Below are 11,239 nucleotides of genomic sequence, written 5' to 3'. Positions count from 1 at the left end.
GGCGCCCAGGAGCTCAGCGCCGTGCAGACGATCGACAAGGTGACGTCGACTCCGACCAAGCACAACATCACAGTCGCCGACTCCACCACGCCGGGTGACCCCAGCGACCCCAGTGACCCGAGTGACCCCACCCTGCCGACGTGGGACCCCCGCGCCGCGTACACCAAGGGTGACCGCGTGACCCACAACGGCACGACCTACGAGTGCGTCCAGTCCTACCAGGGCAACGGCGACCCCAACTGGATCAGCGCCCTCTCCCTGTGGAAGCCGGTAAACGGCTGACCAGGAGCCACCGTCAGGCCCCTCGGCCTGCCGCCCGTGACCAACAGGGCGGCAGGCCGGGGGACTTGTCTTGCTCCAAGGGATCCATGACCGGCCGTGTCGACTCGTCGTCGGCCAACCTGGTTCGCCCAAACAGCAGTTAGTCCGCGATTGTCAACTTTCGGACCCGCAGGTGCATCATCTCGGCCACCGAAAGATGCTTTTTGCTCCTTATTCTTCTCTTAAAGGGGAGGGGGAGCTCACGAATAACTGGCGGTGCCAGTGCCTTCCGGAAAGAGAACAGATATGCAGGCATCAGAAAATGCGCCGACCATGATTTGTCGGTGGCATTGATGATCGCGGGCATGCATGGGCTGCCGCAGCTGCTGGAGGACCGAATGGGGCCTCCAGGATCAAAACTCCGCAATCGCGTGGTGGACGCGGCGGTGGCCCTTTTCGTAGCAGGTGTGTCCTGCACCTTGATCCCGGTGATCGGGGAAACGGGACTGATCACCAACAGCCTGGGTAACTGTGCCGTGGCCGTGGCCGCGGCGGCCACGCTGATGGTCCGCCGCACCCGGCCCAATCTCTGCGTGGCTGCCGCGTTGCTGGCCACGTTCGCCTCGGACGATCTGACTCCGCTGCTCGCCGCCGTGTACTCCATCAGCCAGTACGGCGGCAGGTTCCGCCATGTGACGGTCTTCGGCGCCGGCCTCCTTTATCTGGTGAGCCGCGCAGTGATCGGTACGGCCGGAAACACCGTGCAGGAGCTCTGCTATGCCATGGCGGTGAACATCGTTCTTCCCGCGCTCATGGGGAACCTGCTCCGCAAGGAGCGGTCGCTTCGCAAGCTCCTCCGCGAGCGTCTCGACCAGGCGGAAGTGACGGTGGGGAACGCGGTGCGATTCGCTGCTCTCGAGCAGCGCACCAGGATGGCCTACGACATTCACGACAGCGTGGGCCACCAGCTCTCCGTACTTGTCCTGCACACCGGTGCCTTGCAGCAGTTGAAGGATCTCCCGCCGAAGGGCAGGGAGATCGCGGACCAACTGTCCGACACGGCTATCGCCGTGATGAGCGAGGTCCGTTCGGTCATCGGCGTCCTGCACGACCCCGAGAACGCGGAGAGCGTGAAGGCCCGTCAGTTGTCGTCCACCACATTCCTTCCCGGCCTGTTGCGCAACATGACGGCCGCCGGAATGGATGTCTCCTACCAAGTGCAGGGCGTGCAGCGGGAATTGCCGCCGGTTGTCGACCGGATGCTCTACCGGTTGAGCCGTGAGGCCATGACCAATGTGGCCAAGCACGCCCCCGAGGCCCGAGTCGAGGTCCTCCTGGAATTCACGGACACCACGGTCGCCTTGATGGTGGAGAACGGCCCCTCCGCCGCCCACACTTCGGCTCTGGGGTCGGGGCGGTTGGGCCTCGCGGGTCTGCGTGAGGCGGTTACGGAGATGGGCGGACAGTTCGAGGCGCGTGAGCTGCCGAGCGGTGGCTTCCTCCTCCATGCCATCTTGCTCTGTTCCATTCCAGGCGATGCCCCCGATTCCTCCCGCAGGATTTCCGGGCCGCCGGCTGACGAGGTCTCCTCGACCTCGGCCACCACCAAATTCCCGGTGAAGGACTTCCCATGCCCATAAAGATCCTCATCGTGGACGATCAGGCCATTGTCCGTTCCGGACTGCGGATGATCATCGAGTCGGACCCCGAGCTCGTCGTGGTCGCCGAGGCCGAGGACGGTGCCCAGGCGCTGGTGCGGGTGGCCGAGTTCTCTCCGCACGTGGTGCTCATGGATTTGACCATGCCGGGTGTCGACGGAGTCGAGTCGACGCGGCAGTTGGTGCAGCTCGAGGACGCTCCCCGAGTCATTGTCATCAGCTCGCACAGCACCGACGCCGAGGTGATCGCCGCGCTGAGTGCGGGCGCGTGCGGCTTCCTGCTCAAGGACTTGCGGCCGGAGGAGCTCTTCGCCGCGATCCGCGCTGCCGCCAGCGGCAGCAGCGTGTTCACGCCCGCGGTGCTCCGGAGTCTGGTCGGGCAAGCGGTGCAGCGTACGCCGATCCGGGTCAACGCGGTGAACGAGAAGATCGCCAAGTTGAGCGAGAGTGAACGGCGTGTGCTCGCACTGATAGGGCTCGGCAAGACGAATGCCCAGATCTCGACGGATCTCACGATCTCGGAGTCCAGCGTCAAGACCTATGTGTCCCGAGGGCTGTCGAAACTGGGACTCGAGAATCGCACCCAAGCCGCCATTGTGGCGTACGAGACCGGCCTCAGCGCTCGGATAGAGACCGAGCTGACACGGCGTCAGGAAAGCCGCCAAGAATAGTCGGAGATTCCTGCTCCGGCGCTCGCCGGTGTCCTCATTGGATGACAACGACGGCCTTCCTTCGGATTTAATTGATCCACCTTCGTCACCCCGGGACGATTCCGTAAAAGGCAGTATTGATTTGCAGGCGAATCAAGCCCCTTTATTTTCGAACGCGAAAGCACGCACTGTAATGACCAGCTACCGTCTACCTTCGGCCCGGCATCCTCGTCTCGACTTTTCCGCGAGGTCCGATCGGGAGCTCTGCCAGCTCGTCCGGGAGGGGGAGGACGCGGCATTCGCGGTCTTGTGGGAGCGGCATGCGCGTACTGCTCGACAGTGCGCCGCGCAGTACACCCGGGGTTGCACGGCCGACGCCGACGACGCTGTCTCGGAGGCGATGCTCGCCATGCTGCAGGCTCTCCAGGCCGGTCTCGGCCCGATCGACAATGTCGTTGGGTATCTGCGAGTGACCGTACGCCGGACGGCGGCCAACCGTACGATGCGCCGTCTGCGAGAACAGCCGGTGCCCGAGATCTTCGACATGCCGGTGGAAGAGGACAGTTCGGCCTACGACCACGTGAACGAGGGGGCGGTCAAGGGGGCTTTCGAAGGACTGCCGGAGCAGTGGCGCGCTGTGCTGCAGCTGTCGGCTCTGGAAGGCAAGAGCGCTTCTCAGGTGGCCCGGCATCTCGATATCTCCCCGGCTTCGGCGTCATCGCTCCTGTACCGAGCGAAAGAGGCGCTGCGAACGGCCTATCTGCGTCACCAGGTGAGCAGCGACTCACCGGAGTGCACCCGGGTCCTGCACCGGGCCATCGATGCGATGCGGGGCCGTGCCACCAGCCGATACGAGGAGCTGATCGAGGCGCACTTGCAGCAGTGCGCACGGTGCAGGGACGAGCGCGGCCATCTTGCACAGCTCAACTCCGGACTTCCGAACAAGAAGCCCGCCAAAGCCGAATCCGGCTGCCACTAGTGGACCAGAACGTCAGCCTGGAGCACGGCCTGGCCCAAGCGGACAGCCGCTGTCGGCTCCTGTCTCCGGTTTCCCCGATGCCGCAGGTTCTGTGACCGGCATCACGGTATCGTGCTGCGTCATCTTTCCGATCCGGCCAGTCCATGTCTGGGGAAGGGAGATCCAGTGGAGGCCGCTATGCGTGACAAGACCGTGACTGACCAGGTGAGGATGCACTACCTGAGCAATGACGGGCTGGCCATACCCTGCATGGTGCGCCTTTCTTACACGACCGCCGCCCAATTCGAAGTGCTGCTGAGGATCGATGTGGCGGACGGGATCCACAACGACTGGCGATTCTCGAGAGAGGTCCTCGGGCGAGGCGTCTACGAGCCGGCGGGGCTTGGCGACGTACGGGTGTGGCCTGTGCCGGGCAGTGATGGGGCGGAGACCTGTATCTCGGTATCGGGTGCCTGTCGGCAGGGTGTGTCCCATGCCGTCTTCCTGTGCAGGGCAACAGACCTTCTGCGGTTCCTGATACGCACGTACAAGCTCGTGGTGCCGGGGCATGAAGTGATCGATTTCGACGACGCCCTTGCCGATCTGCTGTCGGGTGAATGACCCGAGCGCGTTTGGTGAATGACCCCAAGGCCTGCCGGACAGTACAGCATTCAAATGCTTGTGCTGGCCGGCAGGCCTCTGTGTTTTCCCGGGGCTTTCGGTCCGAATGGTGTCAACTTTCTGCCAAGCAGACGTCCACTTTCCCAGACCGGCGTCGACGAGAGGTGTTCCTAGTGTCTACATCAGTCGAATGAACCGTGGCACTAATTGTGACCCCAACCAGAAGGGCCGTGATGTACACCTCGCGCATCAAGAAGCGGCTGGCTGTTTCCTGCACTGCTGTCGTCGTCCTGACCACTGCCGGATCGATTGCCTACGCCGCGACGCACGACAACCCGGAGAACCAGTCGGGGGTGAGCGCCGAGCTGCGCACCGACACCGGTGCCAGCGCCTGGTGGGCGAACGGGCGCTTCATCGTGAAGTCCGAGAGTGGTGCGACCGGCGACTGGAAGCTCCAGTTCGACCTCAGCGCGGGGACGTACCAGAACAACCGGCCTGACATCGTGGATGCCAAGCAGGAGGGGAAGCGGGTCACCCTTACCCCGAAGGGCGAGGGCGGCAAGGCCCAGACCTGGGGTACGGAGATCGGCTTCGGCCTTTCCGGCGACGGCAAGCAGGTTCCCAAGGTCGAGGGTTGCTCGATCAACGGAACGGACGTGAAGGGCTGCTCCTCGGGCGACGAGACGCCGGAGCCGACCCCGACGCCGACCGATCCGGAGACGCCCGCCGGGCCGACCGCTCCCGAGAACGACCGGTCCTTCGCCATGGACCACGCCAGCATCCATGTGATGTGGAAGCGCTCTGAACCCAGCGCGAGCATCAAGGAATACGAGGTGTACAAGGACGGCGCCCTGGCGGTGACCCGCGCCGGCAACCTCTCCCCGATGGTCAACATCCTCGACCTGAAGCCCGATACCGCCTACAAGTTCAAGGTTCGAGCCAAGGACAACGCGGGCAAGTTCGCCGACAGCGCGGAGTTCGAGGTCAGGACCCTGGCCGAGTCGAAGCCCGACGACCCGACGACTCCGCCGCCGCCCCCGGGCAATGGCGACTCGCCGGCGGACTTCAAGGTCAACCAGAGCTCCTACAGCGACGCTGGACGCACCCTGCGCAACCTCGATGTGGAGTGGAAGCAGCAGGCGGGCGTGGAGCGCTTCGAGGTCCAGGTCAACGGGAAGACGACCACGCTGTACTTCGCCCCCGACGCCTTTGACAAGTCGGGGCTGGTCCGCCAGCCCCTGCCGATCGGCGAAGCCAAGTCCGGTGCCAGCTTCAAGGTGAAGGTTCGCGCGTGGGTGAACGGCCACTGGAGCGACTTCACCAATGAGCAGACCGTCACCATTCGCTGACGCTGACCAACGTCGTCACCTTCTCACCAAGGAAATCGCACCATGAATCGAAAGCGCACCACCATTGCTGCGCTGGGCGCCGCAGCCGTCGGCCTCAGCATTGTCTCCGTGTCTCCGGCCTGGGGCGACAACGCCCCTGGCGTGAAGCACGGAGCCGGCGGCAGCCCGGCATCCAGGGTTGTGGCTTGCAAGCTGCTCGGCGTGACCAACTACCCGGGTGGAGTCTCGTCGAACCAGGCGTGCAACGCGGCCTTCGCCGAAGGCGGGGCAGAGGTGTTCAACAACTGGAATGAGGTTCGGGTCCCCGATACGCGGCCGAACTATCAGCAGGGCGCGCCTGATGCGCCGGCCAACAAGGCTCCGAAGTGGCGTCAGACCATGCCTGACGGCAAGCTCTGCTCCGCGGGCGACTCGAACGGCCAGCGAGCAAAGGGGCTGAACCTTGCTCGGACGGACTGGCCGACGACTGATCTCTCGAAGGGCGGAAGTTCCTACACTTTCTCCTACGCGCACGCGGCTGTGCACAACCCGTACACCTTCTACTACTTCGTGACGAAGGACGGGTACGACCCGAGCAAGCCGCTGACATGGAACGACCTGGAGGACACCCCCTTCCTGGTCGCCCACAACCAGAAGCCGAACGGCGAACAGGATCTCTTCGACGAGAAGCGCAAGACCACCAACCTGGCGGCGCAGCTGCCGAACAAGTCCGGCAAGCACCTGATCTTCACGATCTGGCAGGGCAACGTCAAGACTGATGGCGCAGTGCAGAGCAACGAGGCGTTCATTTCCTGCGCCGACGTCAACTTCAAGTAAGTGACGGATGCTTTCTGATCATTTTATGGCAAGGGCCGTAGTCCGCTGGGCTACGGCCCTTGCCGTGGTCTGGTCCGCGGTAAGGAACCGAAGTTGTAGGTGAATTCGGCTCAGCCGTAGCGGATTAGGGGCGACTACCCGTTATAGCCTGCCCGGCTTCCGCGACCGGCAATTCAGGGTGCATACCGCTCACTTCTGAGAGCCGGCGGTGAGGGGGCGGCCTCCGAAGATTTGCGTAGCAGCGTAAGTCGGCTCGAAGTAGCCAGTAGCCCCGCTTCCCGCGCCGTAGATGCCGATCACCTTGATGTTCCCGGGATTCCCTGCGGGGTCCTCAAGCCACACCGCGGCTCCCGAGTCTCCGGGTCCGCCCGAGAGGCCGTCGTCTCCGGTGAACCTCACCACGCAGGTACTCTTGCCAAGATTCGGATTGGCTTCGCATTTGTGAGTGGGGCCAACGTCAGTGACGGTGCCACAGACGACCCCGCCTCGGGCCACCGTGATCGGGTTCCAGCCACCGTGACAGATCCTTTGGCCTACCCGGATGTCTCCCTCTCGCGCATAGTCGACCACCCCGAAAGTCTGACCGCTGGAGGTGACGATTGTGGGCCAGATCCAGTCGAATGGATCATCAGTCTTGATCGGAGCGATCAATTCGAGATCGGCCCGCCCAGTCTGCCCAATGACTGGCAGCTGAATCGACGGCAGGTTATGGCTGGAAGGAATAACCGGACCGCCCAGGTGATCGACGGTCAGAAACCCCGTGGTATCTCGGTTGTTGTCGTCGGTCCAAGCCAAGCCGACGGTCCCACACGCGCCTCCGGTGGTGCACCCCTTCCATCCGCCACCTGGATAGCTTCCCGCCGGCGCAGGGCTCAACGAGTCTGCACCGAAGGGTGCCGTGGAGCTGGGCGCCAAAAGGTTTCCTGGATCACGCACAGCGTCCTGGGCGGCCGCCGGCGAGGCGAGAGCGCTGAGTGGAATTATTGCTGCGCCCACCACGGCAGTGGCCAGTGTGCCGAGCCGGCGGTGCTTTCCGGATGCATCTTGCGGCGACGAAGCAGCCGCGCCCTTTCCGGTTTTGCGAAAGATTGATCGAACCAAGGATCGATGCGACATTGACATTCTCCGAATGCGGAACTTGGCGGTTAATTCAATGTTCAATATAGATTGAAGAGGGTGGGGCTCAGCCCGCCAAATGGTTCCGATCGCCCAGACCTTCGGCCACAATCATCCGGCCGAACTCATACCCATAAGATTCGTTGGCATCAACCTTTTTCGTGCCGCGGCGCCCGACCCGCAGGCCCGGTTCACGTAGGTGACGCGCGTGTACTCGTCCTGGCGACCGGCCGCCGGGACTCCGGGGCAGAAGAGGTAGGCGTCCAGGCCTTCAACTGGTCCTGGATCGCGGTGTAGTCGGTGAAGCCGTGTGGACGATCTGCCGCGGCCGGCTCCAACGGCGAGGCCTCCTCCCGGAATCCGGGAGGAGGCCTCGGTCGTCGGTGCACACCGTCCTGACCTGGTCGGTCAGAGGTAGTCGAACAGTGGTGGGAAGGCCAGGGCCACGACCCAGGCCCAGGCCGCGTATACCGGGAGGTAGCCGGTCTGCCAGCGTTCCAGCGCCGCGAACGGGGTGCGGCGGCGGACGAAGCCCAGGACCAGCCAGGCCGACCAGGCGAGGTTGGCCAGCAGGATGACGTTCTCGCCGAGCGCCGCCGCCTTGTTGGGCGTGGTGCCGTACTCGCTGATGCGCCCGGCGATCTCCACCAGCACCAGGATGTCGATGACGAGCGCGCTGGCTACGAGGGCGAGTTGCAGCCTGTCGAAGAGGCCGGGCGGGGCCAGCGGGTCTCGAGCCGAGATCGAGTAGAGCAGCAGCCCCAGTACCACGGCCAGCAGGACATCGAAGAGGATCAGCGCGTCCCGCTCGACGTCGATACCGCCTCCGGTCCAGCCGAAGGCGACGAGGAAGGCCAGCAGCACACCGGCGAACAGCGGGGTGAAGAGCCGCGCGAGCACGGGGGCCATGTTCTCCACGACGCTCTGCTTGGCCTCCACCAGCCACCCGGCCACCACCACCGCGGCCACGCCGCCGCAGGGAAGAAGCCACTGGATGATGAAGGCCTCCGGGACGATCCCGATGGCCTCGAAGGTCCCGAAGACGAACGCGATCAGCACATTGCCGCCGAGGGCGATGAGGCCGAGGTAGAGGAACCATTCGCCGGTGAAGCGGACGAAGTCCATGCGCCGGCGTGACGACCGCAGGTCGTCGGCCACATAGGCCAGCCCGACGGCGAACCACAGGGCGATGGGGAGATGGATCCCGGTCAGGACCAGCGACTGGGAGTCCTCCGCCAGCGGATGGACGTTGGCCGCCACGGCGCCGAGCGCGAACAGCCCCAGCAGTACGGCGATCAGCGCCGGTGCTGCCTGCCGCCGCCAGGCCAGGAAAGCCGCCAGCCAAGGGAACGCGAAGAGGCTGATGTTGCGCGCGAAGAACGCGACATCCTGTTCCATGTCCATCCCGAACAGCGCCGGGATCTTGATGGACACCGCCGCGCCCGCCGCGCAGACGATTAGCGCGAGGAGGTCGCGCCGCGGCTGTGCGCCTGCCACCGGGCTGTCCGTGTCGCCGGACAGCACCAGCTGCTTCCACAGCCGCTCCGAATGCTCCCGGGCGAACTCGCGGGACAGCTCGTCCAGGCCGCCCATCCGCTTGACCGCGACCAGGAACGCCTCGTCGGCGCGCAGGCCCGACTCGATCAACCCGTCGACGGAACCCCGGAGATGGTCCTCGAGCTCATCGGCGTCAGATCGCCGCAGCTCCGGTCGGCGCTCCACGTACTGGCGCCACTGGGTGAACTGGGCCTCCAGGTCGTCCCGTTCGTCCGGCACTGTCATGCCCCACCCTCCAATGGCCGCAGCATCCGCAGATCGCCGGGGCCGAGCCAGACCTTCTTCAGCGCGTCCACGACCGTGTCCCACTGACGGCGCTGCTCGGCGAGCTCGGCCAGACCGGTGCCGGTGATGCGGTAGTACTTGCGCCGCCGCTCCCCGGCGGGCGACTGCCAGCTCGACTCCACGTGCCCGAGCCGTTCGAGCCGGTGCAGCAACGGGTAGAGCAGCCCCTCGGTCCAGTCCAGCTCTCCACCGGACAGGTCGTTGATCCGCCTGAGGATGGCGTAGCCGTAGCTCTCCCCCTCGGCCAGGATGCCCAGCACCATCGGCGTCGCCGACGCGGCCACGAGGTCCTTGGTGACCTTCATCAAACCTCCCTGCGCCCTATGCCTAGGACTGCAAGGCATAGTAGATCTAGGTGTCCTACCGCACAAGCGACGATGCGGGGGAGGGCGGGGTGTCCGTTGTGAGGCGGCGGAGTGGTCGCCTCGGAGCGCGAGGCTGTTGAGCGCGGGCGAGATCGCGACGGCCAGTACGGCGCCGGCCGCGAGGAACGGCAGCCGGAACATCCGGGCCGTCCTTCAAGAGGGTGTGGGGTAGTGCGGCCCAGGGGTGGCGGGGCAGGCTTCCGGCCAGGAAAGTTAGCCCAACCTTCCCGTCAAGGGTGTGCGGGTGGTGGCCGGGACGTACCTCACGCCTCCGGCCAGGTGATCCGGGACCCGGGGATCTCGGCGTCCAGACACCGCACCTCGCGGGGTGACAGGACGCCCTTGGCGAGCAGCTCGGTGGCGACCAGTCGGGCCACTGCGATCGCGCCCGGCGGGTTGAAGTGGGTGTCGTCGCGCTCCGTCTCGGTCCAGTGGAAGTACCGCTTCGTCTCCTCCGCGCCGAGCTTCTCCCACAGGGCGAGCGTCAGGGCGTGGATGTCCAGCAGGGGGACGGCCTGCTCCTCGGCGAGGGCGCGCATCGCGGCCGGGTACTCGCCGTGCGTGTCCACGGCCCGGCCGCCCGGGTCGAAGCCGCGGCGCTCCACCGGGGTGAGCAGCACCGGCCGCAGGCCGTGCGCCCGCGCCTCCGCCACGTACCGGCGCAGGAAGGACTGGTAGGTCGTCCACGGCTCGGTGCAGCGCGAAGGGTCCTCCGTCTTCTGGTCGTTGTGGCCGAACTGGACGAGGAGTACGTCGCCGGGCGCGGCCGCGCCCAGGATCGCCGCGAGCCGGCCCTCGGCTATGAAGCTGCGCGAACTGCGGCTGTTCACCGCGTGATTGGCGACGGCCAGGTCCCGGTGCAGGAACAGCGGCAGGGCCATGCCCCAGCCGGTCTCCGGGGCGTCGGCGGCGCGCTTCCGCGAAGCCGTCGAGTCGCCTGCGATGTGAACGGTCGTCATGCGGACCTCCAGGGGGCGTCCAGTTCGGAGTAGAGGGAGAGGGTCTCGGCGCTGGCGGCGACCAGGGCGTCGACACCGGGTACGACCCGGCGGCGCGCGTCGGTGTCTCCCTCCGCCGGGTTGACGGGTGTCGTGAAGTGCCAGGCGTTCGAGGGGAGTTCCGCCGGGTCCGGGGACTGCCGCACCGCTTCGGCCACGCGCATGAACGCGCCCGTCGCCGCCTGCGGAACCAGCAGCTCCGCGCCTCCGGTCAGATGGGCCACGAGGTTCTCCAGCAGATCCGTCCTGCCGTGCACGGTCTCCACCGGGGCCCGCCCCGCCCGTCGCAGAACGACGCGGTCCTGCTTGTACCAGAAGGTGATCCGGCCGCGCTCGCCGTGCACGATCACGTACGGTTCGGCGGGCTCCTCGGCGCAGAGGGTGGCGGCCACGGTGACGCGACCGCCCCGCGCGGTGGTCACGCGCACGCACGAAGTGTCGTCGGACTCGATCGCGTTGGCCCGGAACAGCTCGGTCTCGACGGCGGCCGCGTCCTCGGCGCGGGAACCGCCCTCCAGCGCGAGGGCGGTGGCGACCGCGTGGGCCAGGGGGTTGGTCAGCACCCCGTCCAGCACGTCGGCACCGTCGAGCCGCCGGCGGCTCGA

12 protein-coding genes are annotated in these 11,239 nt (G+C 65.9%); 7 read left to right on the top strand and 5 right to left on the bottom strand.

Annotated elements, in window-relative coordinates; translation table 11 throughout:
* The 7 genes from AOK16_RS03020 to AOK16_RS02990 form a co-directional block, all read left to right on the top strand.
* On the top strand, positions 1-282 hold a 282-nt coding region (locus AOK16_RS03020), incomplete at its 5' end, for a carbohydrate-binding protein (protein ID WP_338058466.1).
* Positions 283-614: 332 nt separating this feature from the next.
* Positions 615-1,901 (top strand): sensor histidine kinase, encoded by a 1,287-nt coding sequence (locus AOK16_RS03015; protein ID WP_240483335.1) that lies wholly within the window; start codon positions 615-617, stop codon positions 1,899-1,901.
* Positions 1,892-2,590: a response regulator gene (locus AOK16_RS03010; RefSeq protein ID WP_055470645.1), complete on the top strand. Its 699-nt coding sequence runs from the start codon at positions 1,892-1,894 to the stop codon at positions 2,588-2,590. Before AOK16_RS03015 ends, AOK16_RS03010 begins: the two co-directional genes overlap by 10 nt.
* A 37-nt stretch (positions 2,591-2,627) precedes the next feature.
* Positions 2,628-3,548 (top strand): RNA polymerase sigma factor, encoded by a 921-nt coding sequence (locus tag AOK16_RS03005; protein WP_157859083.1) that lies wholly within the window; start codon positions 2,628-2,630, stop codon positions 3,546-3,548.
* Between the two features lie 177 nt (positions 3,549-3,725).
* A complete protein-coding gene (locus tag AOK16_RS03000; RefSeq protein WP_157859082.1) occupies positions 3,726-4,148 on the top strand; it encodes an SsgA family sporulation/cell division regulator in 423 nt (140 codons plus the stop codon).
* Positions 4,149-4,381: 233 nt separating this feature from the next.
* The gene (locus tag AOK16_RS02995) at positions 4,382-5,497 is read left to right on the top strand and encodes a fibronectin type III domain-containing protein (protein WP_055470642.1); all 1,116 of its coding nucleotides are present in this window, start codon (positions 4,382-4,384) and stop codon (positions 5,495-5,497) included.
* 42 nt (positions 5,498-5,539) lie between these two features.
* Positions 5,540-6,313 (top strand): lytic polysaccharide monooxygenase, encoded by a 774-nt coding sequence (locus AOK16_RS02990; protein ID WP_079101001.1) that lies wholly within the window; start codon positions 5,540-5,542, stop codon positions 6,311-6,313.
* 189 nt (positions 6,314-6,502) lie between these two features.
* Here AOK16_RS02990 and AOK16_RS26980 read toward each other — a convergent pair whose 3' ends face one another.
* The 5 genes from AOK16_RS26980 to AOK16_RS02970 form a co-directional block, all read right to left on the bottom strand.
* Positions 6,503-7,108: a hypothetical protein gene (locus AOK16_RS26980; protein ID WP_157859081.1), complete on the bottom strand. Its 606-nt coding sequence runs from the start codon at positions 7,106-7,108 to the stop codon at positions 6,503-6,505.
* Between the two features lie 729 nt (positions 7,109-7,837).
* Positions 7,838-9,211 (bottom strand): permease prefix domain 1-containing protein, encoded by a 1,374-nt coding sequence (locus AOK16_RS02985; protein WP_055470640.1) that lies wholly within the window; start codon positions 9,209-9,211, stop codon positions 7,838-7,840.
* A complete protein-coding gene (locus AOK16_RS02980; RefSeq protein ID WP_055470639.1) occupies positions 9,208-9,576 on the bottom strand; it encodes a PadR family transcriptional regulator in 369 nt (122 codons plus the stop codon). The genes AOK16_RS02985 and AOK16_RS02980 overlap by 4 nt, the downstream gene beginning before the upstream one ends.
* A gap of 323 nt (positions 9,577-9,899) precedes the next feature.
* A complete protein-coding gene (locus tag AOK16_RS02975) occupies positions 9,900-10,595 on the bottom strand; it encodes a rhamnogalacturonan acetylesterase (protein ID WP_055470638.1) in 696 nt (231 codons plus the stop codon).
* Positions 10,592-11,239 (bottom strand): Gfo/Idh/MocA family oxidoreductase (locus AOK16_RS02970; RefSeq protein ID WP_478071893.1); only part of this gene is annotated, 648 nt, incomplete at its 5' end. The genes AOK16_RS02970 and AOK16_RS02975, both read right to left, overlap by 4 nt.

Origin of the sequence: Streptomyces pathocidini (genome assembly GCF_001418495.1) — a bacterium.
GTDB classification, from domain to species: Bacteria; Actinomycetota; Actinomycetes; order Streptomycetales; family Streptomycetaceae; genus Streptomyces; species Streptomyces pathocidini.
This window is presented reverse-complemented; position numbering and strand designations above follow the sequence as displayed.

Excerpts from the sequence above, each read along its gene's own strand:
- AOK16_RS03015 (WP_240483335.1), top strand. The coding sequence starts at position 615 with ATGATCGCGGGCATGCATGGGCTGCCGCAGCTGCTGGAGGACCGAATG.
- AOK16_RS03010 (WP_055470645.1), top strand. The coding sequence starts at position 1,892 with ATGCCCATAAAGATCCTCATCGTGGACGATCAGGCCATTGTCCGTTCC.
- AOK16_RS03000 (WP_157859082.1), top strand. The coding sequence starts at position 3,726 with ATGCGTGACAAGACCGTGACTGACCAGGTGAGGATGCACTACCTGAGC.
- AOK16_RS02995 (WP_055470642.1), top strand. The coding sequence starts at position 4,382 with ATGTACACCTCGCGCATCAAGAAGCGGCTGGCTGTTTCCTGCACTGCT.
- AOK16_RS02990 (WP_079101001.1), top strand. The coding sequence starts at position 5,540 with ATGAATCGAAAGCGCACCACCATTGCTGCGCTGGGCGCCGCAGCCGTC.
- AOK16_RS02985 (WP_055470640.1), bottom strand. The coding sequence starts at position 9,211 with ATGACAGTGCCGGACGAACGGGACGACCTGGAGGCCCAGTTCACCCAG.
- AOK16_RS02980 (WP_055470639.1), bottom strand. The coding sequence starts at position 9,576 with ATGAAGGTCACCAAGGACCTCGTGGCCGCGTCGGCGACGCCGATGGTG.
- AOK16_RS02975 (WP_055470638.1), bottom strand. The coding sequence starts at position 10,595 with ATGACGACCGTTCACATCGCAGGCGACTCGACGGCTTCGCGGAAGCGC.